General features: G+C 71.0%; 21 protein-coding genes. 17 read left to right on the top strand and 4 right to left on the bottom strand.

Going from position 1 to position 25,560, the window contains the following annotated elements:
* Positions 1-236 precede the first annotated feature (236 nt).
* The 3 genes from BIU89_RS06870 to BIU89_RS06860 all read left to right on the top strand — a co-directional run bounded on the left by BIU89_RS06870 (position 237) and on the right by BIU89_RS06860 (position 4,430).
* On the top strand, positions 237-2,045 hold the full coding sequence (locus BIU89_RS06870) for an ABC transporter ATP-binding protein (RefSeq protein ID WP_071245387.1): 1,809 nt from the start codon (positions 237-239) through the stop codon (positions 2,043-2,045).
* Between the two features lie 119 nt (positions 2,046-2,164).
* A complete protein-coding gene (locus BIU89_RS06865) occupies positions 2,165-3,964 on the top strand; it encodes an ABC transporter ATP-binding protein (RefSeq protein WP_139178874.1) in 1,800 nt (599 codons plus the stop codon).
* 37 nt (positions 3,965-4,001) lie between these two features.
* Positions 4,002-4,430 carry a DUF805 domain-containing protein gene (locus BIU89_RS06860; RefSeq protein ID WP_027466671.1) on the top strand — a complete coding sequence of 143 codons (429 nt, stop codon included), beginning with the start codon at positions 4,002-4,004 and terminating at the stop codon, positions 4,428-4,430.
* Positions 4,431-4,478: 48 nt separating this feature from the next.
* Here the strand turns inward: BIU89_RS06860 and BIU89_RS06855 are convergent, their stop codons facing one another.
* Both BIU89_RS06855 and BIU89_RS06850 read right to left on the bottom strand, forming a co-directional pair.
* The gene (locus tag BIU89_RS06855) at positions 4,479-4,847 is read right to left on the bottom strand and encodes an MGMT family protein (RefSeq protein ID WP_232536539.1); all 369 of its coding nucleotides are present in this window, start codon (positions 4,845-4,847) and stop codon (positions 4,479-4,481) included.
* Between the two features lie 29 nt (positions 4,848-4,876).
* Entirely contained in the window at positions 4,877-5,332 is a 456-nt protein-coding gene (locus BIU89_RS06850; protein WP_027466669.1) for a GNAT family N-acetyltransferase, read from the bottom strand.
* Positions 5,333-5,417: 85 nt separating this feature from the next.
* Here BIU89_RS06850 and BIU89_RS06845 point away from each other — a divergent pair, with 85 nt between their 5' ends.
* Positions 5,418-6,710, top strand: coding sequence for an ROK family transcriptional regulator (locus tag BIU89_RS06845; RefSeq protein WP_027466668.1), 1,293 nt, complete (start codon positions 5,418-5,420; stop codon positions 6,708-6,710).
* 227 nt (positions 6,711-6,937) lie between these two features.
* Positions 6,938-9,358, top strand: a complete 2,421-nt coding sequence (locus BIU89_RS06840; RefSeq protein ID WP_071245386.1) for a lamin tail domain-containing protein — start codon at positions 6,938-6,940, stop codon at positions 9,356-9,358.
* Positions 9,359-9,518: 160 nt separating this feature from the next.
* Here BIU89_RS06840 and BIU89_RS06835 read toward each other — a convergent pair whose 3' ends face one another.
* Complete coding sequence (locus BIU89_RS06835) at positions 9,519-10,031, bottom strand: hypothetical protein (protein ID WP_071245384.1); 513 nt, start codon at positions 10,029-10,031, stop codon at positions 9,519-9,521.
* A gap of 144 nt (positions 10,032-10,175) precedes the next feature.
* On the opposite strand from BIU89_RS06835, the gene BIU89_RS06830 reads away from it, so the two are divergent.
* From BIU89_RS06830 to BIU89_RS06795, 8 genes are all read left to right on the top strand, one after another.
* Positions 10,176-11,018, top strand: coding sequence for a PhzF family phenazine biosynthesis protein (locus BIU89_RS06830; protein WP_071245382.1), 843 nt, complete (start codon positions 10,176-10,178; stop codon positions 11,016-11,018).
* A gap of 213 nt (positions 11,019-11,231) precedes the next feature.
* Positions 11,232-12,590, top strand: coding sequence for an extracellular solute-binding protein (locus BIU89_RS06825; RefSeq protein WP_071245380.1), 1,359 nt, complete (start codon positions 11,232-11,234; stop codon positions 12,588-12,590).
* A gap of 107 nt (positions 12,591-12,697) precedes the next feature.
* Positions 12,698-13,648 carry a carbohydrate ABC transporter permease gene (locus tag BIU89_RS06820; RefSeq protein WP_027466664.1) on the top strand — a complete coding sequence of 317 codons (951 nt, stop codon included), beginning with the start codon at positions 12,698-12,700 and terminating at the stop codon, positions 13,646-13,648.
* Positions 13,649-13,653: 5 nt separating this feature from the next.
* The gene (locus BIU89_RS06815) at positions 13,654-14,547 is read left to right on the top strand and encodes a carbohydrate ABC transporter permease (protein ID WP_371836703.1); all 894 of its coding nucleotides are present in this window, start codon (positions 13,654-13,656) and stop codon (positions 14,545-14,547) included.
* 105 nt (positions 14,548-14,652) lie between these two features.
* Positions 14,653-17,676 (top strand): alpha-mannosidase, encoded by a 3,024-nt coding sequence (locus BIU89_RS06810; protein WP_071245378.1) that lies wholly within the window; start codon positions 14,653-14,655, stop codon positions 17,674-17,676.
* A gap of 293 nt (positions 17,677-17,969) precedes the next feature.
* Positions 17,970-18,929 carry a hypothetical protein gene (locus BIU89_RS06805; protein ID WP_071245377.1) on the top strand — a complete coding sequence of 320 codons (960 nt, stop codon included), beginning with the start codon at positions 17,970-17,972 and terminating at the stop codon, positions 18,927-18,929.
* A gap of 95 nt (positions 18,930-19,024) precedes the next feature.
* Positions 19,025-19,765 carry a histidine phosphatase family protein gene (locus BIU89_RS06800; protein ID WP_027466661.1) on the top strand — a complete coding sequence of 247 codons (741 nt, stop codon included), beginning with the start codon at positions 19,025-19,027 and terminating at the stop codon, positions 19,763-19,765.
* A complete protein-coding gene (locus tag BIU89_RS06795; RefSeq protein ID WP_071245375.1) occupies positions 19,755-20,618 on the top strand; it encodes an NAD(P)H-hydrate dehydratase in 864 nt (287 codons plus the stop codon). The genes BIU89_RS06800 and BIU89_RS06795 overlap by 11 nt, the downstream gene beginning before the upstream one ends.
* 152 nt (positions 20,619-20,770) lie before the next feature.
* On the opposite strand, the gene BIU89_RS06790 is transcribed toward BIU89_RS06795, so the two are convergent.
* Complete coding sequence (locus tag BIU89_RS06790; protein ID WP_071245373.1) at positions 20,771-21,208, bottom strand: YdeI/OmpD-associated family protein; 438 nt, start codon at positions 21,206-21,208, stop codon at positions 20,771-20,773.
* A 184-nt stretch (positions 21,209-21,392) separates the two neighbouring features.
* On the opposite strand from BIU89_RS06790, the gene BIU89_RS06785 reads away from it, so the two are divergent.
* The 4 genes from BIU89_RS06785 to BIU89_RS06770 all read left to right on the top strand — a co-directional run bounded on the left by BIU89_RS06785 (position 21,393) and on the right by BIU89_RS06770 (position 25,493).
* Positions 21,393-22,538, top strand: a complete 1,146-nt coding sequence (locus tag BIU89_RS06785; protein ID WP_071245371.1) for an ABC transporter substrate-binding protein — start codon at positions 21,393-21,395, stop codon at positions 22,536-22,538.
* Positions 22,539-22,543: 5 nt separating this feature from the next.
* Positions 22,544-23,497, top strand: coding sequence for an ABC transporter permease (locus BIU89_RS06780; protein ID WP_027466657.1), 954 nt, complete (start codon positions 22,544-22,546; stop codon positions 23,495-23,497).
* 104 nt (positions 23,498-23,601) lie between these two features.
* On the top strand, positions 23,602-24,426 hold the full coding sequence (locus tag BIU89_RS06775) for an ABC transporter permease (protein WP_441294449.1): 825 nt from the start codon (positions 23,602-23,604) through the stop codon (positions 24,424-24,426).
* Positions 24,423-25,493, top strand: a complete 1,071-nt coding sequence (locus BIU89_RS06770; RefSeq protein WP_071245369.1) for an ABC transporter ATP-binding protein — start codon at positions 24,423-24,425, stop codon at positions 25,491-25,493. Before BIU89_RS06775 ends, BIU89_RS06770 begins: the two co-directional genes overlap by 4 nt.
* The last annotated feature ends 67 nt before the right edge of the window (positions 25,494-25,560 follow it).

Here is a 25,560-nt window from a genome sequence, read left to right as displayed (position 1 = left end):
CACCCGCCTGAACCCGGGGGACGACGCTCCCTCGGTGCCTCCGGCCCGACCGACGTCACGCGAGTGACGGCGGAGACGCGACCACGCGCCCGGCCGATGATCACCACGCAACGCCACACCGAGCCTCCAGGCCGAAGCCGCGCAACGCGAGCAAGCAAGCCGCAAGCAAGCAAGCAAGCACGCACGCACCGCGCAGCGCGACCCGGGGACCCGGCAGACGCATGAGGACGCAACGCATGTCCAAGTCGCCCACCACGGCGCGCCCGTCCACCTTCCGCGCGATCGCGCGGATCTACCCCTACGTGAAGCCCTACCAGGGGCGCCTCATCGGCGGCATGGCCGCAGCGATGGGAGCCTCCCTGGTGGCGCTCGCAATCCCCTACGTGCTGCAGTGGCTCGTCGACGGTCCGCTGTCGTCGCGTGACTCCGCACAGATCTGGCCCGCCGGGCTCGGGGTGCTCGCCCTCGGAGTGCTCGAGGCGTTCTTCATCGCCTCGCGCCGCCGGCTGGTGATGCGCCCCTCGACCCGCATCGAGACCAGCATGCGCAACTCGCTCTACGCGAAGCTGCAGGACCTGCCGGTCGCGTTCCACGACCGCTGGGAGTCCGGGCAGCTGCTGTCCCGTTCCGTGTCGGACCTGTCGCTGATCCGGCGCTGGCTGGCCTTCGGGGTCGTCCTGCTCGTCGTGAACATCGTGACGATCGTCGTCGGCTTCGTCGTGCTGTTCACCTTCGGGTGGATCCTCGGGCTGATCTTCCTGGTCGCGTCGATCCCGCTGTGGATCAACGGCCTGCTGTTCGAGCGCCGGTACTCCGCCGTCGCACGCCGCAGCCAGGACCAGGTCGGTGACCTCGCCACGAGCGTCGAGCAGTCGGTGCACGGCATCCGCGTGCTCAAGGCGTTCGGTCGCGGCGGCGCGAAGCTCGAGGAGTTCAGCGAGCAGGCCGAGGCGCTGCGCGGCACCGAGATCAAGAAGGCGAAGGCCATCGCGGGCATCTGGCTGTGGCTGCTGCTCGTGCCGGACGTCGCGTTCGCCCTGTGCCTGCTCGCCGGCATCTGGCTGGCGTCGCAGGGGCAGCTCAGCGTCGGCCAGCTGTTCGCGTTCTTCGCGACGGCGACGGTGCTGCGGTTCCCGATCGAGTCGATCGGCTTCCTGCTCTCGATGACGTTCGACACCCGCACGGCGGTCGATCGCTTCTTCGAGGTCATGGACTCCGAGAACACCATCACGGACCCGGAGCACCCGAAGACGATCGCCGAGCCGCACGGCGCCCTGTCGTTCAACGGCGTGCACTTCCGGTACCAGGACTCCGCGCCGCAGTACCCGGACCTGATCAACGGCGTCGAACTGCAGCTGCAGCCGGGCGAGACCATGGCGCTCGTCGGGCTCACCGGCTGCGGCAAGACGACGCTGCTCTCGCTCGTGCCGCGTCTGTACGACGTGACCGGCGGTTCGGTGACGATCGATGGGGTCGACATCCGCGACCTCACCCGCGAGGAACTGCGCCGGCACGTCGGCGTCGCCTTCGAGGACGCCACCCTGTTCTCGTCGACCGTGCGTGAGAACGTGCTGCTCGGCCGACCGGACGTGCAGGGTGCCGAGGCCGAGGCGCTCATGCGCGAGGCGCTCGACATCGCGCAGGCGTCCTTCGTGGACGACCTGCCCGACGGCGTCGACACCCGGGTCGGTGAAGAGGGGCTGTCGCTGTCCGGTGGCCAGCGACAGCGCCTGGCACTCGCCCGAGCGATCGCCGCGCGGCCGTCGGTGCTCGTGCTCGACGACCCGCTGTCGGCGCTCGACGTCGACACCGAGGCGCGGGTGGAGGCGGGCCTGCGTCGCGTGCTCGCCGACACCACGTCGCTCATCGTGGCGCACCGTCCGTCGACGGTGACGCTGGCCGACCGGGTCGCCCTGATGGAGAACGGCGTCGTCACGGCCGTCGGGACCCACCACGACCTGATGGCCACCAACGAGCACTACCGCTACGTCATCTCGTCGCTCGACGACGACGACGCGACCGCACGACAGGAGGCGATGGCATGAGCCAGCAAGAGAAGAACCTGCCGCTCGACACGTCGGCCGGGCCGGGAGGCGCGGATCCCGTCGTCGACGACATCGCCGACGCGCAGTCTGCCGCGCCCGTCACCGCCTCGATCACCACCATGGGCGTGCGCGGCGAGGAGCGTGAGGACTTCACGAAGGCCGAGAGCAAGCGCCTTCGGCGCCGGTCCCTCGCCCTGCTCGGGTCCCTCGCCGCACCGCTGAAGCTCCGGCTGGTGCTGCTCGGCATCGTGGTCGTGGTCTCGACCGCCGGCACCGTCGCGGGTCCGGCGCTCATCGCGTGGGGCATCGACAACGCCCTGCCCGCGGTGATGGACCAGAACGACTGGGTGCCGGCGTTCGGCGTCGTCGCGACGTACATCGTCGTCGCCGTCCTCGGTGCGGTGCTCACGGCCTGGTACACGGTGCTCGCGGCACGGATCAGCCAGGCGATCCTGTTCGACCTGCGCAAGCGGGTGTTCCTGCACACGCAGCGGCTCTCGCTCGAGTTCCACGAGACCTACACGTCGGGCCGGATCATCTCGCGCCAGACGAGTGACCTCGACTCGATCCGCGAGCTGCTCGACTCCGGACTGAACCAGCTCATCCAGGGCGTGCTGTACATGGCGTTCACCGCCGTGGCCCTGGTGCTGCTCGACCCGACGTCCGGGCTCGTGCTGGCGGTGTCGCTCGTGCCGCTCTGGTTCCTGATCCGCTGGTTCCAGACGAACTCGCAGACGCTGTTCCGCTCGACCCGTGTCACCTCGGCGCGCGTCATCGTGCACTTCGTCGAGACGATGACGGGCATCCGCGCGGTGCAGGCGTTCCGCAAGGAGTCCCGCAACCGTGACGAGTACGGCGGCTACGTCGAGGACTACCGGGTGGCGAACACGAAGGTGTTCAACCTGTTCGGGACCTTCGACCCGGTGCTCGTGCTCATCGGCAACGCGACGCTCGCCGCGGTCGTCATCGTCGGTGGTTTCCGGATCGTCGGCGGGACGCTCGAGGTCGGTGCGCTGCTCGCGGTCGCGCTGTACGCCAAGCGCTTCTTCGACCCGGCGCAGGAACTCGCGATGTTCTACAACGGGTACCAGTCGGCCTCGGCGGCGATGGAGAAGATCTCCGGTGTCCTCGAGGAACGGCCGAGCGTGCCGGACCCCGTGAAGCCCACCCGTCTGGCGGACGCCACCGGAAAGATGGACTTCGACGAGGTCGTCTTCGCCTACAACAAGGGCAAGGTCGTCCTGCCGGAGTTCGACCTGCACATCCCGTCGGGGCAGACCATCGCCCTCGTCGGGTCCACCGGTGCCGGCAAGTCGACGCTGGCCAAGCTCATGGCGCGCTTCTACGACCCGACGCAGGGCTCGGTCAAGCTCGACGGTGTGGACCTGCGCGACCTCGACACGAAGGACATGCGTCGCGCGATCGTCATGGTCACGCAGGAGGCGTACCTGTTCTCCGGCACCGTCGCCGACAACATCGCGCTCGGCAAGCCCGGTGCGTCGCGTGAGGAGATCGAGGCGAGCGCCAAGGCCGTCGGCGCGCACGAGTTCATCATGGCGCTGCCCGACGGGTACGACACCGACGTGAACAAGCGCGGCGGTCGTGTCTCGGCGGGTCAGCGGCAGCTGCTCTCGTTCGCGCGGGCGTTCATCGCGGACCCCAAGGTGCTCATCCTCGACGAGGCCACGGCGTCGCTCGACATCCCCTCGGAGCGACTCGTGCAAGAGGGTCTGGAGACCCTGCTCGCCGACCGCACCGCGGTGATCATCGCGCACCGGCTGTCCACCGTCGCGATCGCCCACCGGGTGCTCGTGATGGAGCACGGCCGGATCGTCGAGGACGGCACCCCCGCCGACCTCATCGCCGGCACCGGGCGGTTCGCCCAGCTGCACGCGGCCTGGCGCGACTCGCTCGTCTAGGCCCCGATCGGGCTGCACCACGTGGTTGGCTTGCTCCATGAGCAACGACAGCGTGGTGCAGCCCGGCGGCGTCGCCCTGCACGACCCCTTCTACGGGGCGCCCTTCACCGAGGCCGTCCGACGGTTCTGGCGGAAGTACACCGTGTTCACCGGACGGGCATCGCGCGCCGAGTTCTGGTGGTGGTGGCTGACGTCGTTCGCGATCGGGCTCGTGCTGCAGCTCGTGCCACAGGTGTTCACGCCGGACACCCCGGCGCTCGAGAACCCCGTCGGCTCGTACCTGTTCATGCTGTGGGTGCTCGCGACGCTCATCGGGTCGCTCGCGCTCGGCGCCCGACGGCTGCACGACGCCAACCTGTCCGGGTTCTGGCAGTTCCTGCACGTGCTGCCTGGCCTCGGCTCGCTCATCGTGTACGTGCTGTGCCTGCTGCCCGCGAACCCGAAGGGTGCGCGCTTCGACCGCTGACGGCCGATCCGGGGCGGACCCCGGCGGGCCGATCTGCGTGGACCGGGATCAGAACGGGTCGTCCGCGTCCGTTGCTGGTGACCAGCGCGCACGACGCATGTCGAGCCTCCAGGTCGACGTCCCCTGCACGAGCGGCGTCCCCTCGACGCGGTAGTGCTCGAGTGCCCGGGCCTCGTGGTGGAGCGGCGGGTGCCCACCTGCGCGCACCACGCGCCACCACGGCAGGTCGGCGCCCTCGTGCGCCATCACCTTGCCGACGGCTCGCGACGCCCGCGACCCGAGGGCTGCGGCGACGTCGCCGTACGTCATGACGTGACCCGGCGGGATCATCCGCACCACCTCGGCGACGGCGGCGCCGAAGTCGCCGGCGGCGTCTGCGAAGGGCACAGTGTCGGACGGCACGGTGTCGGATGCCACGGCGTCGGAGCGTACGTCGTCGGGGGGCGCTAGAGCGTCAGGACCGCGAAGTGGTCGCCGTACTGGGTCTCGCGAACGACCTCGAAGCCCACGGCGCGGAAGAACGCCTCGGGGCTGTCGTCGCCGCCCGGCTCGTACACGACCGTCAGTCGCTCGAACCCACGGCTGCGTGCCTCGTCCGCCAGGCCGTGCACGGCGAAGCGACCGACGCCCCGGCCCTGTGCGCTCGCCGCCACGTTGACGCGCCAGATGCAGCTGCGCAGCTCTTCCTGCGCGTTGTCGGCGTCGAACGAACCGATGATCAGGCCGAGGACCTCGTCGTCGTCGAGGACGACACGGGTCCACGCGGAGCTCGGCTTGACGTCGGACTCGGCGACCCCGTAGGTGGTCGGCTGCACGAACTGTTCCTGGCCCGGCTTGAGCGTCAGGGAGTTGGCCGCGGCAGCGGTCTTCGCGGAGAGTTCTTCCAGGCGCAGGTCGGACATGCGGCCAGGCTAACGGTGCAGACCCTGCGGAAGCCAGAGACCGGGGCAGACCGAGACCGCACCGTTGCCGCGGTATGGTCGCGGCATGGCAGAGCATCGACGCGGAGCGAACCTCCCGTCGATCGGCGGGTTCAACCGCACCGTGGTCCTCGACGCCGTCCGCCGCTCACCCGACGGCCTGAGCCGCGTCGAACTCGCAGCCCGCACCGGACTGAGCGCGCAGACCGTGTCGAACGTGACCCGGTTCCTGATCGAGGCCGGCATGATCGTCGAGTCCGGCACCGTCGTGTCCGGCCGCGGCAAGCCCCGCACCATCCTGCGGCTCGAACCGGGCAGCCGGTACGCGGTCGGCGTGCACGTCGACCCGGCCGTCGTCACCTACGTGCTGCTCGACCTCGCAGGCACCGTCGTCGCCGCGTCCACCACCTCGACCCCCACGGCCGACGACCCGTCCGAGGTGGTTCGCACGATCGCCTCGGCCGTCGACGGGCTCGTCGCCGACGCCGGGGTGGCCGTCGACAGCGTGCTCGGTGTCGGGATCGCGAGCCCCGGACCCATCGACGTCGAGGCGGGCATCGTGGTCGACCCGCCGTTCCTGCCCCGGTGGCGGGACGTGCCGCTGCGCGATGCGCTCGCCGAGGCCACCGGCTACCCGGTCCTGCTCGAGAAGGACGTCACGGCCGCCGCGGTCGGCGAGATGTTCCTGGCGGGGGAGTCCTCGGCCCGGAACTTCGCGTTCGTGTACTTCGGCACCGGGTTCGGCGTCGGGCTCGTCGTCGACCACGAACCCGTGCGCGGGGTGGGGTCCAACGCGGGCGACGCCGGGCACATCATGGTCGACCAGGGGTCCCTCGCGGGCACCCCGGACGGCTCGGGCACGCGCGGCGAGGTCGGTGCAGCCGTCGCGCCGGACCGGCTGGTGCGGATCGCGCGGTCGCGGGGGCTCGCGCTGTCGGGCGGCGGCGCGGTCACGGAGGCTGGTGCTGGCGCAGCCGCCGACGCCGCGAATGCCGACTCGGTCGACGCCGTGAACGCCGCGTGGGACGAGCTCGCCGTGGCGATCGCCGACGGGGACGACACCGCCGTCACGCTCGCGGCCGAGGCCGGCACCGTCATGGGCAACGCCGTCGTCCTCATCGTGAACCTGCTCGACATCGACCGCGTGGTGTTCGGCGGCCCGTTCTGGTCGCGCATCGCGAGCGCTGCGCTGCCTGCTGCGCGGACCGCCATCGTCGGGTCGCCGTTGCTCGTGCCGAAGCACGCCGTGCAGGTGGTGGAGAGCGACCGCGGTGCCGACGTCGCCGCCGTGGGTGCCGCCTGCCTGGTGCTCGACGCCGCGCTCTCGCCGCGGGCCAGCACCCTGCTGATCCGGCGCTGACGGCGCGCGCTCACCTTCTGCTCACCGGATGCGGTGAGCGCGACCGCAGGGCGGACGGGAGGCGAGGTGCGGCCCCGACCCGCGCCTCCCGTCCGCACGCCGCGCGTCCAGGGCGCCGGTCGCGACCCGGGACACCGCCCGTTCACCCGGCGGCCACCGGCCGGTCGCGTGGATGCTGAACAGTCGTGCAGGTCTCCGCCCGCTCTCTCCCCCGAGAAGGACCCTGCATGCGTGCTCCTGCCCTGCGCCCACCCACGATGCGGATCGGCGCAGTCGTCGCGACCGCCCTGGTCGTCGCGGCCGGTGTCGTCACCGCCAGCCCGGCCCTCGCCGCCGTCGGTGACGACGACCCGGCCGTCGGCGCCGTCGCGGCGAACGGCCTCGTGGTCAACGAGGTCGAGTCGAACGCTGACGACACCGATTGGGTCGAGCTCAAGAACACCTCGGGTGCCGCGATCGACCTGACCGGGTACGCGTTCCTCGACTCCGACAGCTCGCACGACGCCTCCGTGCTGCCCAGCGGCTCGACGATCGCGGCCGGTGGCTACTTCGTCGTCGAACAGCTGTCCACGACCGCCCCCGGCTTCGACTTCGGGCTCGGTGGCGCCGACACCGTGCGCCTCTACGACCCCGCCGGCGACCTGGTGCTCCGGTACGCGTGGACGACCCACGCGGGTGTCACCTACGGTCGCTGCGCCGACGGCGTCGGGCCGCTCGTGGACACCACGTCCTCGACCAAGGGTGCCGCGAACGACTGCTCCTCGCCCGTGCGGATCAACGAGGTCGAGTCGCAGGACGGCACCCCCGGCGACTGGGTGGAGCTGACCAACACCGGCAGCACCACCGTCGACCTGGGCGGGTACGTGCTGCGCGACAGTGAGGACGACCACACGTACACGATCCCCGCGGGCACGACCGTCGCGGCCGGGGGCCTCACCGTCCTCGACGAGGCGTCGTTCGGCTTCGGACTCGGCAAGGCGGACTCCGTTCGGCTCTTCGACGCCCGCGGTGCGGTCGTCGACTCGACCTCGTGGACGGCGCACGCGAGCACGACGTACGGCCGCAACCCCGACGGCACCGGGGACTTCGCCGAGACGGCAGCGCCCACGAAGGGCGCGGCGAACCGGTTCGCCGGTGTCGTCACCGCCGAGGCCTGGCCCGGCGGCCCGGACGAGACCGTGCTCGACGACGAGGACACCTTCACGGGCGACCTGAGCGGCCTCGACTGGACGACCTCGGGGACCTCGCGGGACGGTCAGCTCTGGGCCGTGCAGAACGGCGACGGCCTGCTCTACCACCTGACCCCGGACGGCACGGGCGGCTGGGCGCCGTCGAACGCCGCGGGCACCGACCTGCGCTACGCCGACGGCACGGGCACACCGGACGCCGAGGGCGTGACGGTCACGAGCGACGACCCCGGCGCCGTCTACGTGTCGACCGAGCGGAACAACGACGTGTCGGGCACGAGCCGTCCGTCGGTCCTGCGCTACGCCACGACCGACGGCTCCGAGGGCACCCTGCGGGCCACCGACGAGTGGAACCTCGCCGCGGACTTCCCCGGGCTCGGCGCGAACGCCGGCCTCGAGGGCGTCACCTGGATCCCGGACACCTGGCTCACCGCGCACGGCTTCACCGACGAGCGCACCGGCACCGCCTACGCACCGTCGCGCTACGCCGGACACGGCGAGGGCCTGTTCTTCGTCGGGGTCGAGGGCACCGCGAGCGTGTACGCCTACGCCCTGATGGACGACGGGTCCTCGGCGCGGGTCGCCACGATCGCGACCTCGCTCGCCGTCGTCGCCGACGTGCAGTTCGACCCGACGCTCGATGCGCTCTGGGTGGTCTGCGACGAGGTGTGCTCGGGTCGGACCGCACTGTACGAGGTGACCGACGGGGTCTTCGCCGCATCGACGCTGTACGAGGCGCCGTCGGCAGCCGACCGCACGCTCGCCAACGAGGGCTTCGCGATCTCGGGCGTCTGCACCGACGGGGAGCGCGCGACCTTCTACGCCGACGACAACGACACGGACGGGTTCTCGCTCCGCACGGGGACGTACCCGTGCGAGGGCGGCGACACGGACCCGGGCACGGAGCCGACGCCGACGCCGACTCCGACTCCGACTCCGACCCCGGGCGACGGCGGCACGACGCCGACGCCGGTTCCGACCCCGGGTGGGACGCCCACCGCGGGCCCGACCCCGGGTCCCTCGGCTGCCCCGGTTGTTCCGGTGGCGCCGTCGGGGTCGCTGTTGACGGAGGCGAGTCGTGGTGGGGTGTCGGCTCCGGCGTCGGCTCGTGCGGGGGAGACGATCACGGTGACGGTGGGCACGGCGTCGGCCGGTGACACGGTGAACGTGTGGTTGTTCTCGGAGCCGACGTTGATCGGTACGGCGGTGGTGGCTGCTGACGGGACGGTTCGGGTGACGATCCCGGCGGACACGGTGGCTGGTATGCACCGGTTGGCGGTGACGGCTGCTGACGGGTCGTTGATCGGGTGGACCCCGATCACGATCACCGCTGATGGGCAGCTCGCGTTCACGGGTACTGCGGGGCTCGGTGCCGGTGCGCTGGTGGCGTTCCTGCTGCTCGCGGCGGGTGCGGGTGTGCTGGTCGTGCGTCGCCGACGTCGGACGGTGGCTGCGGAGTAGTCCCCACGCCCCACGGGCGCACTTCGTGAGCAGGAATGGTCGGGTTCGAACAGCGGACCCGACCGTTTCTGCGCACCATGGGTGGTGGGCGCGACCGCGCGACGGACGGGAGGCGCGGTGCGGGGCCGCCCCGCGCCTCCAGGCCGGTGGGTGCGTGCGTTCAGTGCTCGGTGCCGTGCATGGTCTGGGTGTCGTCCTGACCGGGGATGGCGTCCTTCGTGGTCCAGCCGTACCAGCGGCCGTCGATCTCGGTGACCGCGCGACCGTCGCCGCAGGTGACCAGGCCCTTGGTCGGGAGCTCCTCGGGCAGGAAGTCGGCGGTCATCGCCGTGCCGCCGTACGACTCGTCGAGCGGGGTGCAGTCGTCCACGTCGACGCCGTCCTTCGAGGCGAACCCGATGACGTACCCGGGCTGGGAGACGTGGAGGCGGACGTCGATGTCCTTCGCGTCCTCCGGCACCCACTTCGGCATGAAGAACGCCAGGTCCTCGGACTCCCCGGAGCGCGGGGCGTCGGAGTACGCGTCGAAGTGCTTCTGCGGGGTCTTGTTCGGCACGATGTCCTGGATCGCGCTGCAGCCGGCGGTCAGCAGCAGGGCGGACACCGCGGCGGTGGAGGCGAGGGCGATCCGGAGGGTGCGGCGGGCGGTGGTGGGGCGCGTGTCGGTGCTCATGGATCCAGTCTCGCGACGGTCGCGGCGCTGAAACATCACGTGCGCACCCGGAAGCGGTCGGGGGTTAGCCCCACCTGCCGCGCCGTGCCCCCCGTCGGGGATCGGCCCGCGCACCCCGTCACCGTGCCGCAGTAGCGTCGGGGCATGCAGCAGGAGATCCTCCGGTACACCGCCTTCGCCGCCGAACCGGGCGGTGGCAACCCCGCCGGGCTCGTGCTCGACGCGGCCGGGCTGTCCGACGACCAGATGTTCGCGATCGCCCGACAGGTCGGGTACCCCGAGACCGCCTTCGTCGTCGGTTCGACGGCGACCGGGCCGCGGGTCCGCTACTTCTCGCCGAGCGCCGAGGTCCCGTTCTGCGGGCACGCCACCGTCGCACTGGCCGTCGCGTTGGCCGAGCGCGAAGGGACGGGCCGCCGGGTGTTCACGACCCTGGCCGGCGAAGTCGCCCTCGATGCGATCGTCGGTGCGGACGGCGCGGTGCAGGTCGCGATGACGAGCGTCGAGCCGGCCACACGGGACCTCGACCCGGCCCTGCTGGCGCGGCTGTTCGACCTGCTCGGACTCGAGGCGGCGGACATCGCTCCGGGGTTCCCGGTGCTGGAGTCCTTCGCCGGCAACTGGCACCCGGTCCTCGTGCTGCACGACCGCGAGCTGTTCCACCAGTTCCGGTTCGCGCCGGGGCCCCTCGCCGAGCTCAAACGCGAGGCCGGATGGGCGGGGACCGTCACGGTGCTGCACCGCACCGGTGACCGGGAGTACGAGGCGCGCAACCTGTTCCCCGCCGGGCGCATCACCGAGGACCCGGCGACGGGATCGGCTGCGGCGTCGACCGGGGCGTACCTGCGGCAGATCGGTGCAGCGCAGCCGGGCGACCGCATCACGATCCGGCAGGGGCGGCACGTCGGGCGTCCGAGTCTGCTGCTCGTGGACGTCCCCGAGGCCGGCGGGATCACGGTGACGGGGAGCGCGACGCCGATCTCCTGACGGACGTTCCTTCCCAGAACGCATGCGTTGGGAAGCGGAATCGGGCGTACCTGGTCGAAACTTCCGACCCGGTACGCCCGATTTCACCCGGTACGCCCGATTCCGCCGGCGCCCTCCCCCAGAAACTCCTTGACACGGTTAAGTCAATACGGTGGACTAATCCTGCGCGCGGGCGATGGTGCCCGCGGACATCACCCGTGCAAAGGAGCACCGATGAAACGCACCCGCATCATCGCCGGACTCGCAGCTGTGGCCGTGGCCGCAGTCGGTCTGGCTGGCTGCTCGAGCTCGGGGTCCGCCTCGAGCGACACGATCAAGATCGCGTACCAGAAGTTCGGCGCCTTCCAGCAGCTCGACGCCCAGATGAAGGTCGTCAAGAAGCAGTACGAGAAGGACAACCCCGGCAAGAAGGTCACCCTCGTGCCCATCCAGGCGCAGGGCAACGACTACTACACGAAGCTCGCGCTCATGAACAAGGCGCCGGCCACCGCCCCGGACGTCATGTACGAGGACACGTTCCTCGTCAAGGCCGATGCCGAGGCGGGCTACCTGCTGCCACTCGACAAGTACACGGACAAGTGGGACGAGTGGGACCAGTTCTTCGACAACGCCAAGCAGGCCGGGCAGGGTGACGACGGCAAGATCTACGGCGTCCCGATGGGCACCGACACCCGAGCCCTCTGGTACAACAAGGACATCTTCAAGAAGGCCGGGCTCGAGGTCCCGTGGAAGCCGAAGACGTGGGACGACGTGCTCGCGGCGGCGAAGACCATCAAGGACAAGCAGCCCGACGTCATCCCGTTCAACATCTACTCGGGCAAGGCGCAGGGCGAGGCCTCGACCATGCAGGGCTTCGAGATGCTCCTGTACGGCGCCGACGGCTCCGGCAACACCCTGTACAAGGACAAGAAGTGGGTCACCGGCTCGAAGCAGTTCGAGGACTCGCTCAAGTTCGTGAAGGACGTCTACCAGGGCGGCCTCGGCCCGACACCGCAGCAGGCGCTCGACACGAACGTCGGCACGACCATCGCCCAGACGTGGCTGCCGAAGGGCAAGCTCGCGATCGACCTGGACGGTTCGTGGCAGTCCGGCACGTGGCTGAAGTCCGGCACAGCGCCGTGGCCCGAGTGGAACGACGTGATGGGCCAGGCACCCATGCCGACCCAGAACGGGCAGGCTCCCGGCTACAACTCGATGTCCGGCGGATGGACCCTGGCGGTCGGCGCGAAGTCGAAGAACCCGCAGGCGGCGTTCGACTTCATCACGAGCTTCCTCGACAAGGACGGTTCGCTGCAGTACGACACCGAGAACAGTCAGATCGCCGTCCGCAAGGACGTCGCGGACGACACGGCCTACACGGCGGCGAACCCGACGTTCAAGTTCTTCTCGGGGCTGGTGGAGAACACCAACTTCCGCCCGGCGACGAGTGACTACTCGCAGGTGTCCAACGCGATCCAGGTCGCGATGGAAGCGGTCATGACGGGTCAGCAGTCGCCGAAGGACGCGGCTGCCGCCTACGACAAGGCCGTCACGCAGGTGGTCGGCAAGGAGAACACCGTCTCCGCTGGTTGACGGACGTCACCCACTGACGGACTGGAGGCGCGGGGCGGTCCCGCACCGCGCCTCCCGTCCGCTCTTCCCCACCTTCGGAACCCCTCCGCACCCGGAAGGCACCCATCGTGTCCAGCACCCCCCTCGCGCCGACGCTGTCGGCGCCCGGTGCGCCGAAGCGCACCGATCCACCCGTGCCGCGCAAGCGGCGACCACTGCGGAACGTCGGACGAGCGGTTCCGCTCATCCCCGCTCTGGTCCTCCTCGTCATCTTCCTGCTCGGCCCCGTCATCTCCTCGTTCTACGGGTCGTTCACCAACTCGGCGCTGACCGGTGCCAGCGCGGCCGACCAGCAGTTCGTCGGGTTCCAGAACTACGTCGAGCTGTTCCAGGACCCGGACTTCCCGAAGTCCGTCATCCTGACCGTCGTCTTCCTGCTGGCCTCGGCCGTGGTGGGACAGAACGTGCTCGGCCTCGGGCTGGCCCTGCTGATGCGCTCGGCGAACAAGGCCGTCCGGGCGATCGTCGGCACCTTCGTGGTCGCCGCGTGGGTCCTGCCGGAGATCGTGGCGTCCTTCGCGGCGTACGCGTTCTTCAACGACGAGGGGACGCTCAACACGTTCCTCGCATCGATCGGGATCACCGGCGCGAACTGGCTCTACACGTACCCGATGCTCGCCGTGATCCTGGCGAACATCTGGCGCGGCACCGCGTTCTCGATGCTCGTCTACTCGGCCGCCGTGCAGGAGGTCCCCGAGGAGATCACCGAGTCCGCCGAGGTCGACGGAGCCACCGGCTGGCAGCGGCTCGTCTACATCACGCTCCCGGTGATCCGCCGGAGCATCTCGACGAACCTCATGCTCACGACGCTGCAGACCCTGTCAGTCTTCACGCTGATCTTCGTGATGACCGGCGGCGGTCCGGGCACGAACTCGTCGACCCTGCCGATCCTGGCGTACCAGGAGGCGTTCAAGTTCTCGCAGCTCGGCTTCGGGACCGCGATCGCGACCATCCTGCTCGTGGTGGGGGCGGTCTTCTCGATCATCTACATCCGGGCCCTCAAGCCGGAGGTGGACTGATGGCCATGACCGCCCCGTCCCTCGACCAGACCACGACCCGCTCGGTGACCGCACCGGGGTCGATGCACATGACCTCACCGCGTGGCCGCACGATGCGGTGGGTGTCGAACACCGTGCTGCTCGTCATCGCGGTGTGCTTCGCGGTGCCGCTGCTCTGGCTCGTGCTCGCGTCGTTCGACACCCAGGCGTCGCTGTCGGTGAAGCTGCCCTCGCAGTTCACCCTCGACAACTTCGCGAAGGTGCTCACCCCCGAGCTGTCGTTCATCCCGCTCGCGAACAGCCTGCTGCTCTCCGGCGGCACCGCGGTCGTCACCGTGGTGTTCGCCCTGCTCGCCGCGTACCCGCTGTCCCGGTACAAGATGCGGGTCAACAAGCCGTTCCTGTACAGCATCCTGTTCGGCACCGGTCTGCCGATCACCGCGATGATGGTGCCCGTCTACGCGCTGTTCGTGTCGCTCAACCTGATCGACAACGTGTGGGGCTGCATCTTCTTCCTCGCCGCCACGTCGCTGCCGATGGCGATCTGGATGGCGAAGAACTTCATGGACTCGGTGCCGATCTCGCTGGAAGAGGCGGCGTGGACCGACGGCGCCTCGATGCTCACCACCCTGACCCGCATCGTGATCCCGCTCATGCGTCCGGGCATCGCGGTCGTCTTCATCTTCGTGTTCATCCAGGCGTGGGGGAACTTCTTCGTCCCGTTCGTCCTGCTGCTCTCGCCCGAGAAGGTGCCCGCCGCGGTGAGCATCTTCAACTTCTTCGGGCAGAACGGGGCGGTGGCGTACGGCCAGCTCGCCGCGTTCTCGATCGTCTACTCCGTGCCCGTCATCGCCCTCTACGTGATCGTGTCCCGAGGCCTCGGCGGCGGCAACGCCCTCGCCGGCGGCATCAAGGGCTGACGCCGGCCCCCACCCTTGCAAGACACCGGTGTTCGCGCGTCGAACACCCGCGAACCGCGGTTCGATCCGCGAACACCGGTGTTCCGCGAACCAGAAAGGAAGCACATGCACCAGGACGAACCGCTCGTCGAGGCCCGGATCGCCCGCCTCGTGCGCGACCGCGTCGACCCCGCCGTCCTCCGTCGCTCGGCGCCGGTGACGATCGAGGCGTGGGAGGTGCCGGACGAACCGGTGCCGTTCGACGCCGCCGTGGGCGAGACGTACACACCGTTCACGGTGGGGTCGCACTGGGGCGGACGCCCGTGGGGCACGACGTGGTTCCGGGTGACCGGGACCGTGCCGGCGGACTTCGGCACCGCGCCGGGGACCACCGCCGAGCTCCTCGTCGACCTCGGGTTCACTAAGCGGCAGCCCGGCTTCCAGGCCGAGGGACTCGCGTTCCGCGCCGACGGCTCCACGATCAAGGCGATCGAGCCGCGGAACGACACCGTGCCGCTCGAGGTCGGCCCGGGAGAGTCCTTCGAGCTCTGGATCGAGGCCGGGGCGAACCCGGACATCGGCGGCGACTCGTTCCAGGGTGCGACGCCGCTCGGCTCGCGCTCCACCGCCGGCGACGACCCGATCTACCGCCTGAAGGCCCTCGAGGTCGTCGAGCGCGACGACACCGTGTGGGAACTGCAGCAGGACCTCTGGGTGCTGCGCGGGCTGATGGCCGAGCTCCCCACCGACGGCACCCGCGGCGCCGACATCCTGCGGGCACTCGAACGCGCCGCCGACGCCCTGGACCCGGACGACGTCGCCGGCACCGCCGCGGACGCCCGTCAGGTCCTGGCGCCCGTGCTCGCCGTCCCCGCCAGCCCCGCCGCCCACCGCGCGATCGCGGTCGGGCACGCTCACATCGACTCCGCCTGGCTGTGGCCCGTGCGCGAGACGAAGCGCAAGTGCGCGCGGACGTTCTCGAACGTGCTCGACCTGATGGACCGCGACCCCGACTTCACCTTCGCCTGCTCGTCCGCGCAGCAGTACGCGTGGATCCGTGACGAGTACCCGTCCATCTGGACCCGCATCAAGCAGCGCGTCGCCGAGGGCCGGTGGATCCCGGTCGGCGGCATGTGGGTCGAGTCGGACACCAACCTGCCCGGCGGCGAGGCCCTGGCCCGCCAGTTCGTCGCCGGCAAGCGCTTCTTCCTCGAGGAGTTCGGCATCGACACCCCCGAGGCCTGGCTCCCCGACTCGTTCGGCTACTCGGGCGCCCTGCCGCAGATCGTCCGCGCCGCCGGGTCGAAGTGGTTCGTCACCCAGAAGCCGTCGTGGAACGAGACGAACGTCATCCCGCACACCTCGTTCCACTGGGAGGGCATCGACGGCTCGCGCGTCCTGACGCACCTGCCCCCGGCCGACACCTACAACTCCGACGTCTCGCCCGCCGACCTGCGCCGCGGCGAACGGAACAACAAGGAACGCGGCACCGCGAACACCTCGATGCTCCTGTACGGCTTCGGCGACGGCGGCGGCGGTCCCACCCGCGAGATGGTCGGCGCCGCACACCGCCAGCACGACCTCGACGGGTCGCCACACGTCACACTCGGCACGCCGGCGCAGGTGTTCGAGCAGCTCGAAGCCGAGCTGCCGACGCCGGGGGTCTGGTCGGGGGAGATGTACCTCGAGTTCCACCGCGGCACCTACACGTCGCAGATCCGCACGAAGCAGGGCAACCGCCGCTCCGAGCACCTGCTGCGCGAAGCCGAGCTCTGGGCAGCGACGGCGGCGGTCCGGCTCGGCAGCGAGTACCCGTACGCCGAACTCGAGGACGCCTGGCACACCGTCCTGCTGCAGCAGTTCCACGACATCCTGCCCGGGTCCTCGATCGCGTGGGTGTACGAGAACGCCGAGGAGCAGTACGCCCGGGTCGCCGAGGTGCTCGAGGGGCTGATCGGCAGCGCGACGACGGCGCTCGCGGGCAGCGCGCCGACGGCGCTCGCCGGCGCCGCGTCGGTCGTGCGCTTCAACGCCTCGCCGGTCGCGGCAGGGGACGTGACCGCCCTGGCAGGTTCGGTCGTCCACGCGCCGCGACCCGTGCCTCCCGTCCGGAGCGGCGACCGCTTCGTCTTCGACACCGGCGTCGTCACCGCGACCATCGACGCCGCCGGCCACGTCGTCTCGTTCGTCGACCACGCCACCGGACGCGACGCGATCGCGCCCGGCGCCGCGGCGGCGGAGTACACGGTGTTCCGCGACACCCCGAACCAGTGGGAGGCGTGGGACATCGACCGCGCGTACCAGCGCAACGGCACGGTGCTGTCGGCGTCGTCCGTCTCGGTCGACGGCTCCTCGCTCGTGGTGGAACGGTCCTTCGGATCGTCGACGCTCACCACGCGCTACTCCGCCGTGCAGGGCGAACCGGAGCTGACCGTCGAGACCGAGGTCGACTGGCACGAGCACCAGAAGCTGCTGAAGCTCGCGTTCCCCATCGACGTGCTCGCGTCGTCGGCCTCGAGCGAGATCCAGTTCGGGCACATCGACCGGCCGACGCACCAGAACACCTCGTGGGACCACGCCCGGTTCGAGACCTCGGCACACCGCTGGGTGCACGTCGCGGAGCCCGGGTTCGGCGTCGCCGTGGCGAACGACTCGACCTACGGCCACGACATCACGCGCGAGACCCGGCCCGACGGCGGGATCACCACGCTCGTGCGGGAGTCGCTGCTGCGCGGGCCGACGTTCCCGGACCCGAACGCCGACCAGGGGCACCACGTGTTCCGGACGGTGCTGCGGATCGGGGCCTCGGTGCTCGACGCCGCCGACTCCGGGTACCGGCTGAACCTGCCGGTACGGAGCGTCCCCGGGTCGGCCGAGGTCGCGCCGCTCGTCACGGTGTCGTCGCCGCAGGTGTTCGTCGAGGCCGTCAAGCTCGCCGAGGACCGCTCCGGAGACGTCGTCGTGCGACTGTACGAGGGACTCGGCGGCCGGGCGTCGGACGTCGGGGTCTCCTTCGGGTTCGACGTCGAGTCGGTGTCGCAGGTCGACCTGCTCGAGCGGGCCCTGGAGCGCTCGTGGTCGGCCGGGGAGCCGGTCGTACTGACCCTGCGGCCGTTCGAGATCGTGACGCTGCGCGTGCGTCGGGCCTGAGGCAGCGGGCCCGGCGTTCGGTCGGGGAGAGACCGCGGCGCCGGACGGGACACGGGTGCGTTCCGTTCGGCGTCGTGTTGCGCGGGGGCGGCGGCCTGGTCGAATCGGGCGTACCTGGTCGAATCGGGCGTACCTGGTCGGAACTTCCGGCCAGGTACGCCCGGTTCCGCTTGGCATCGCGGCCGTTCTGGGAAGGAACGTCTCCCCTCCACAACCGCCCAGGCCTGGAGGCCCGTCCACAGTTCCCGACATCGGCCCCAGGAGCGGGTGGCTGAGCGGGCATCGTCACGTGCATGAACGAGTCGCTGCCCATCCTCCGAGCCTCCGCCATGCACGAGGCCGGCCTCGATGCCACCACCCTGCGCCGCCGGACCCGGACCCAGGGTGTCGGCCGCCTGGTCCGGGTCGGACCGAACGCCTTCGTCGACGGCGCCGCGTGGGACGCCGCCGGGCCTCGTCAGCGGTACGTCACCCGGGTCTTCGCGCGGCTCGGACGGCTCGGCACGCGGGCGACGGCCTCGCACCTGTCCGCGGCGGCCCTGCACGGTCTCCCGGCGCTCGGCGGGTGGGACGTCCCGGTGCACGCGACGGTGCCGGAGTCGATGTACCGGGGCAGGAGCGCCGAGCTGGTCCTGCACACGAGACCCGTCGGCCGGGCCGAACGGATCACGGTCGGTGCGATCGCCGTCACCTCCGTGCCCCGGACCGTCGTCGACATCGCGATGTCCGGCGACCTGCGGGCCGGCGTCGTCATCGCGGACGCCGCGCTGCGACGTGGGTTCGACGACGCCGACCTCCGACGAGCGGTTCCTCCGAAGGCCCGCGCCCGAGCCCTGGCGCAGCAGGTGCTCGACCTGGCCGACGGTCGGTCCGGGTCGCCGGCCGAGTCGCTCGCTCGGGTCGTGTTCCGGGAGCTCGGACTGCCTGCGCCGGTGCTGCAGCAGGAGTTCGTCGTGGACGGCCGTCGGTCCGCGGTCGACTTCTGGTTCCCGGACCACGGGGTCGTCGTCGAGATCGACGGACGGGCCAAGTACTCCCAGGAGCGCTACCTGGGCGGCCGGAGCCCGACCGAGGTGTTCCTCGACGAGAAGCGGCGGCACGGTCGGTTGCTCACCGTGCCGGGTGTCCGGACGATCATCCGGCTCGAGTGGCGAGACCTCTTCGACCTCGAAGCGCTGGCACTGCGACTCCGGGCGGCGGGGCTCCCGTGCGCGGTCCGCCCGGTCCGGAGCGCTCGGCACCGCGCGGGGTGACCGTGCGGCGCCGCGCGGGTGACCCTCCGGCACCGCACGGGGTGGCCGTTCGGCACCGGTGAACCGGCACAGCACGCTCTGGCTAGCGTGGCGGCATGGCAGTGCAGGAGATCTGGCTCGTCCGTCACGGCGAATCGGTCGCGAACGTCGCGGCGGCTCGGGCCGAAGCAGCGGGCGACGACGTCATCGACGTCGAGTTCCGGGACGCCGACGTCCCGCTCAGCCCGCTCGGCACCGATCAGTCCCGGGCCCTCGGGCAGGAGCTCGCCGACCGCGGGATCGACGACGTCCCCGTCGCGCTGTGGGTGTCGCCGTACCTCCGCGCACAACAGACCATCGCGATCGCGCTCGAGGCAGCCGGCCTCGCCGAACCCGAGAAGCGGGTGGACGAGCGGCTGCGCGACCGCGAACTCGGCGTCCTCGACCTGCTGACCCTGCAGGGCGTCCGCAACCGGTACCCGGACGAGGAACGCCGCCGGCAGTGGCTCGGCAAGTACTACCACCGGCCGGCGGGCGGGGAGTCGTGGGCCGATGTGATGCTCCGGCTCCGGTCGCTCCTCGGCGACGTCGAGCGGGTCGACGGCGCCGAGCGCCTGGTGATCGCCGCGCACGACGCCGTGGTGATGCTCGCCGTCGCGGTGTGCCTCGACCTCGACGAGCCGGCGCTCATGGAGTTCGCCCGGACCCACGCCGTCGCCAACGCCTCCCTCACCCGACTCCGTCGCGACGACGCCGGATCGCCGTGGGTGCTCGAGGAGTTCTCCTCCGTCGGGCACCTGGACGACGACGAGGTCACCCAGCACACCGGCCGGAAGGACGACGAGCATGTCCACTGAACCCGTCACCCCGAACTTCCTGCGGGACTGGCCACTGCCCGAACCCGGTGCCGGCAAGTACGGCCGCGGGCAGGTGCTCATCGTCGGCGGCGCCGCTCGGACCCCGGGCGCAGCGATGCTCTCCGCGCTCGCCGCACTCCGGGTGGGCGCCGGTCGTCTCACCCTGGCGGTCGGCCGGAGCGTGGCGAACGAGGTCGCGGTCGCGGTGCCCGAGTCCGGGGTCGAACCCCTCGACGAGGACCAGGACGGGCACATCGCCGTCGGCGCGATCGAGGGCATCGCGGACAGCGCGTCGAGTGCCGACGCCGTGTTGGTCGGGCCGGGGCTCGACGAGCCGGACGGTTCGCGTGACCTCGTGGCCGGACTCGCCGACGTCGTCGGTCCGCACACCACCGTCGTGCTCGACGCCTTCGCCCTCGGGGTGGCCGCCGACGTGCGGGACCGCCTGGAGCCGCTGCGTGGACGGCTCGTGATGACGCCGAACTCCGGCGAGGCCGAGCGCCTGCTCGGGCGTGAGTGCAGCGACGACGACGTGGCCGACGCCGTGGCGATCGCGAACCGCTTCGGTGCGGTCGTGGCCCTCGGCGACGCCATCGCCACACCGCAGGGTCGGGCGTGGCTCAAGGGCACCGGCTCCGGCGGTCTCGGCACGAGCGGCAGTGGGGACGTGCTGTCCGGTGCGGTCACCGGCCTGCTCGCCCGCGGCGCCGATCCGGCACAGGCCGTGGCGTGGGCGTCCTACGTGCACGCTGCCGCAGGCGACCGACTCGCGGTGCAGGTCGGGCCGCTCGGGTACCTGGCGAGCGAACTCGTGACCGAGATCCCGCGGGTCCTGGTCGAGCTCGGAGCCTGAGCCCGCCCGTTCTTTCCCAGAACGCCCGCGATACCTGGTGCTTCCGGGCATACCTGGCGAGAACTTCCGACCAGGTACGCCCGAAACGACCAGGTACGCCCGAAACGACCTGGCCGCCCAACCCCCCAGCCCGCCCCCCCCGCTCCGCACCACTACCCCCGCAGGGCCTCCACGGCCTTCTCGATCCGCCGGGCCCGGGTCTCCGGCGCCTTCGCCTGCGTGACCGGGTCGGCGAGCGCCCGCTGCCGCGAGTTCGACAGGGCGTCGAACGCCGCACGCACGCCGGCCTCCTGCAGCGCGGCCGCCAGGTCCTCCGGCAGGTCGACGGTCCGGGGCAGGGTGTCGACCTCGAGTGCGACCTCGACGGTGTCCCCTGCGGCGATCCCGGCGGCCTCACGGTGTGCGGCCGACAGCGGCACCAGGAACTGCTCGTCCATGACCCCGACGGTGGAGCGGTAGGTGTAGCCCCGGTTGATCGTGACGACCACCGCGGGGCGCTTGCCGGATCCGAGCGCCTCGATGACGGACTCCGGGACGGGGAGTCCGGTCGCCGTCTTCCGTGCTTGCAGGACCGTCGTCGTGAACCGCATCCGTGCCTCCAGGCCTGATGTGGGCGCGACCATGCGCCCAGATCGAGCAAAGCGTACAGCCGCACCCGCTGTTCCGCCGCCGTTCACCACCGGAGCACGGGCCGGAAACCGGCCGCGTCCACGATCGACCAGAACCCGGACCCCCGGTCACCTCAGCACCTTCCCCCACCCGAAAGGCCCACCCGTGCAGCACAAGCGCACCCTGGCCGGCATCGCGCTGGCCGCCGCAGCGATCGTCACCCTCGCCGGATGCTCGGCGACGAGCTCCGCGAGCGCCGGCTCCGACGGCGACGCCGACTGGAAGACCGCCACCAGCGCCCAGTCCGCCGGCGGCATGGACGCCCTCGTCAAGGCCGCCAAGGCCGAGGGCCAGCTGAACGTCATCGCGCTGCCGCCGTCGTGGGCCAACTACGGCAAGATCATCGACGGCTTCACCAAGAAGTACGGCATCAAGATCAACTCCGCGAACCCGAACGGCTCGAGCGCCGACGAGGTCGCCGCCGTGAAGTCGCAGAAGGGCCAGTCCACCGCGCCCGACGTGCTCGACCTCGGCAACGCGGTGCTGCAGGAGAACCTCGACCTGCTCACCGACTACAAGGTCGCGAACTGGGACGACATCCCCACCGACCTGAAGGAGAAGGACGGCGCGTGGACGCGTGACTACACCGGCCTGATGTCGATCGGGTACGACTCGTCGAAGATCTCCGACGCCCCGAAGGACCTGCAGGACCTGCTCGGCAGCGAGTACAAGGGCAAGGTCTCGATCGCGGGTGACCCGACGCAGGCCAACCAGGCAGCATCGGCCGTCTACCTGGCGGCGCTCGAGAACGGTGGCTCGGCCGACGACATCACGAAGGGCGTCGACTACTTCGGCGACCTGAAGAAGGCCGGCAACTTCCAGAACGTGCTGCCGACGCAGGCCACGGTCGCCTCGGGTGAGACCCCCGTGGTCATCCAGTGGTCGTACAACAACCTGGCGTGGGGACCGGCAGCGGGCGCGAGTGGCAACAAGGACTGGAAGACCGTCGTCCCGAAGGGGCAGGCGCTCGGCTCGTACTACTCGCAGGCCATCACCAAGGACGCCCCGCACCCCGCGGCCGCCCGCCTGTGGCAGGAGTACATCGCCAGCCCGGAGGCCCAGAACCTGTACCTGCAGGCCGGTGCCTTCCCCGCCACCCTGTCGGCGATGGAGAAGTCCGGCAAGGTCGACCAGGACGCCCTCGACGCTGCCGGTGGCGCGCCGAAGGACTACGTCGAGCTGACCGACGCGCAGGTCGCCGACGCCGCGACGGTGCTCAAGGCCAAGTGGTCCTCGACGATGGGGTCCTGAGCAGCATGACCACCGCATCGGCAGACGCGCCCGCGACGAGCGCTCCGAGCACCGTGCGCCCGGCGTCCGCGCCCGCCGATGCCGTCCGTCGCGGCGCCGGACCCCGTGTCCGGCGCCGCGTCGGTCTCGCCTGGCTGGGGCTGACCCCCTTCGCCGCCTACGTCCTGCTGTTCCTCGCCGTCCCCGCCGTGATCGCGATCGGAAGCGGCTTCTTCGACGGCTCCGGAGCGTTCACGTTCGCGAACCTCGCGGCCTTCGCCGACCCGTCCGTGCTGCGGGCGTTCGGCGGGTCGTTCGGCCTGTCCGCCGCCTCCGCGGTCATCGGAGCCGTGCTCGGCGCGGTCGTCTGCTGGGCGCTCTCGGCACTGCGGCCGGACGGGCTGGTCCGGTCGATGATCGACTCGGCGGCGAGCGTCCTCGCCCAGTTCGGCGGCGTCATGCTCGCGTTCGCGTTCATCGCCACGATCGGCGTGCAGGGACTCGTCACGACGTGGTTGGTCACGGTCTTCCACGTCGACCTCAACGCGGACGGCGCCTTCCTGTACACCGTGCCCGGGCTCGTCATCCCCTACGTCTACTTCCAGGTGCCGCTCATGGTCCTCACGTTCATGCCCGCACTCGAGGGCGTCAAGGCCCAGTGGGGCGAGGCCGCCGCGACCCTCGGCGCCTCGCGCCTGACGTACTGGCGCCGCATCGCGTTGCCGGTCCTGGCGCCGGCGTTCTGGGGGTCGCTCCTGCTGCTCTTCGCGAACGGCTTCTCGTCGTTCGCCACCGCCGCGGCCCTCATCTCGCAGGGCGGCATCGTGCCGCTCACGATCCGCACGCAGCTCACCAGCGAGACGCTCGTCGGCCTGCAGAACGTCGCCGGGGTGCTCGCGTTCGGCATGGTCGTCGTGATGGCGGTCGTGATGGGCGCCTACTCGCTGCTGCAGCGCCGAGCCGCCAGGTGGCAGCGATGAGCGCGGCGGCGCCGGTCCGCCCGGTGCGTCCGGCGCAGCCGGTTCGGCTCGGAGGCCCGTCCCGCGTCCGCCGCTTCGGCACGGCCCCGTCCCGTGGTGCGGCAGTGACCGTGCTCACCGTGATCGGGCTGCTGTTCGCCGTCCCGCTGGTCGCCCTGCTGCAGTTCACGTTCCGGCAGGGCACCGACGGCGGCCTGACCTTCGCGCACTGGGCAGCGATCGGCGACCCGGCCAACGCGTTCACCTACCAGCCCGTGTTCGACGGGCTCGGGGCGTCGCTGCTCATCGCCGTGATCACCGTCGGGATCGTGCTGCTCGTGCTGCTGCCCGCCCAGATCATCACCGCGCTCCGCTACCCGAGGCTCCGACGCATCCTGGAGTTCGTCTGCATCGTGCCGATCACCGTGCCGGTCGTGGTGCTCGTCGTCGGGTTCATCCCCGTGTACCAGGTCGTCTCGCAGGTCTTCGGCTCCGGCGCCTGGACGCTGGCGTTCGCGATCGGCATCGTCACGCTGCCGTTCGCGTTCCGCCCGATCGCCGCCGCCATCACCGCGATGGACCTGATCGTCCTGTCCGAGGCCGCCCGCTCACTCGGTGCCTCGTGGTGGACCGTCACCTGGCGCGTGCTCCTGCCGAACCTGCGCCGGGGCATCACCGCCGCGTGCTTCCTCACGATCACCGTGGTCCTCGGCGAGTACACCCTCGCCGCGTTCCTCTCCCGCAGCACGTTCCAGACCGGGCTCGTGCTCGTGCAGGGGACCGACCCGTACGTCGCCGCGATCTTCTCGGTCGCCGCGCTGGTGTTCGGCTTCGTGCTGCTCGTCCTCATCGGCCGCATCGGGACCCGTCGCACGGGCCGGGTCCGCCGCACCCGCACCCGCACCCGCACCCGCACCACCCGTCGTCCCCGCACCCAGGAGTCCGCATGACCGTCACCGCTCCGGCAGCCCCGGCGTCCCTCGCCACCACCGGTGCCGTCGTCGAACTCCACGCCGTCGAGAAGCACTACGGCGCACACCGGGCGCTCGCGGGGCTGTCCCTCCGTGTCGAGCCGGGGGAGTTCGTGTCGCTGCTCGGCCCGTCCGGCTGCGGCAAGACGACGGCGCTCCGGGCGCTCGCGGGCCTCGAGGCGATCGACGCCGGCTCGATCCGCATCGACGGCCAGGACGTCGCCGACACCCCGGTCAACAAACGCGACATCGGCATGGTGTTCCAGCAGTACTCGCTGTTCCCGCACATGACGGTCCGGCAGAACGTCGCCTTCGGCCTCGAGATGCGCCGGGTCCCCGCCGCCGAGCGCAGGAGCCGCGTGGTCGAGGCCCTCGACATGGTCCACCTCGGCGAGTTCGCCGAGCGCTACCCGCACCAGCTCTCCGGCGGGCAGCAGCAGCGCGTCGCCCTGGCCCGTGCCCTGGTCACCCGCCCCCGGGTGCTCCTGCTCGACGAGCCGCTGTCGGCCCTGGACGCGAAGGTCCGGGTCTCGCTGCGCGACGAGATCCGCCGCATCCAGAGCGACCTCGGCATCACCACGGTGTTCGTGACGCACGACCAGGAGGAAGCGCTCGCCGTCTCCGATCGGATCGCCGTGATGCAGGCGGGCGACATCGAGCAGATCGGCACGCCCGAAGAGCTCTACCGCACCCCGTCGTCGGCCTTCACGGCGGACTTCGTCGGCCAGTCGAACCGGCTGCAGGGCGACCTGCGCGGGGGCGACGTCTTCGTGTACGGATTCCGGGTACCGGCGCTCGACTCCTCGGCTCCGGACGGCCCGGTGCTCGCCTACGTCCGGCCGGAGGACATCGCCTTCGCCCCCGAGGGCATCACCGGCACCGTCGTCACCTCGAGCTTCCTCGGGTCGATCCGCCGCACCACCGTCCGCCTGGACGACGACACCGTCGTGACCGTCCAGCACGAGGTCGGCGACCGCCGGGCCACCGGTGACCCCGTCGCCGTGCGCCTGCTCGGCGCACCCGTGGCGGTCGCGCCGCTCGCGTAGTCGCGACGACGTCTCGCGCTGAGCGACAGTCCACGCGCGACCAGATGCGTGGACTGTCGCTGTGCCC

The organism is Curtobacterium sp. MCBA15_005 (assembly GCF_001864855.1).
Classification (GTDB): domain Bacteria; phylum Actinomycetota; class Actinomycetes; order Actinomycetales; family Microbacteriaceae; genus Curtobacterium; species Curtobacterium flaccumfaciens.
Note: the sequence above shows the minus strand (reverse complement) of the source record. Positions and strands in the feature narration are given on the sequence as shown.

Coding starts and splice junctions, on each gene's coding strand:
- BIU89_RS06795 (WP_071245375.1), top strand. CDS start 19,755: ATGTCCACTGAACCCGTCACCCCGAACTTCCTGCGGGACTGGCCACTG.
- BIU89_RS06835 (WP_071245384.1), bottom strand. CDS start 10,031: ATGAGCACCGACACGCGCCCCACCACCGCCCGCCGCACCCTCCGGATC.
- BIU89_RS06845 (WP_027466668.1), top strand. CDS start 5,418: ATGGCAGAGCATCGACGCGGAGCGAACCTCCCGTCGATCGGCGGGTTC.
- BIU89_RS06815 (WP_371836703.1), top strand. CDS start 13,654: ATGACCGCCCCGTCCCTCGACCAGACCACGACCCGCTCGGTGACCGCA.
- BIU89_RS06780 (WP_027466657.1), top strand. CDS start 22,544: ATGACCACCGCATCGGCAGACGCGCCCGCGACGAGCGCTCCGAGCACC.
- BIU89_RS06800 (WP_027466661.1), top strand. CDS start 19,025: ATGGCAGTGCAGGAGATCTGGCTCGTCCGTCACGGCGAATCGGTCGCG.
- BIU89_RS06860 (WP_027466671.1), top strand. CDS start 4,002: ATGAGCAACGACAGCGTGGTGCAGCCCGGCGGCGTCGCCCTGCACGAC.
- BIU89_RS06865 (WP_139178874.1), top strand. CDS start 2,165: ATGGGCGTGCGCGGCGAGGAGCGTGAGGACTTCACGAAGGCCGAGAGC.
- BIU89_RS06810 (WP_071245378.1), top strand. CDS start 14,653: ATGCACCAGGACGAACCGCTCGTCGAGGCCCGGATCGCCCGCCTCGTG.
- BIU89_RS06770 (WP_071245369.1), top strand. CDS start 24,423: ATGACCGTCACCGCTCCGGCAGCCCCGGCGTCCCTCGCCACCACCGGT.
- BIU89_RS06830 (WP_071245382.1), top strand. CDS start 10,176: ATGCAGCAGGAGATCCTCCGGTACACCGCCTTCGCCGCCGAACCGGGC.
- BIU89_RS06825 (WP_071245380.1), top strand. CDS start 11,232: ATGAAACGCACCCGCATCATCGCCGGACTCGCAGCTGTGGCCGTGGCC.
- BIU89_RS06850 (WP_027466669.1), bottom strand. CDS start 5,332: ATGTCCGACCTGCGCCTGGAAGAACTCTCCGCGAAGACCGCTGCCGCG.
- BIU89_RS06805 (WP_071245377.1), top strand. CDS start 17,970: ATGAACGAGTCGCTGCCCATCCTCCGAGCCTCCGCCATGCACGAGGCC.
- BIU89_RS06870 (WP_071245387.1), top strand. CDS start 237: ATGTCCAAGTCGCCCACCACGGCGCGCCCGTCCACCTTCCGCGCGATC.
- BIU89_RS06790 (WP_071245373.1), bottom strand. CDS start 21,208: ATGCGGTTCACGACGACGGTCCTGCAAGCACGGAAGACGGCGACCGGA.
- BIU89_RS06840 (WP_071245386.1), top strand. CDS start 6,938: ATGCGTGCTCCTGCCCTGCGCCCACCCACGATGCGGATCGGCGCAGTC.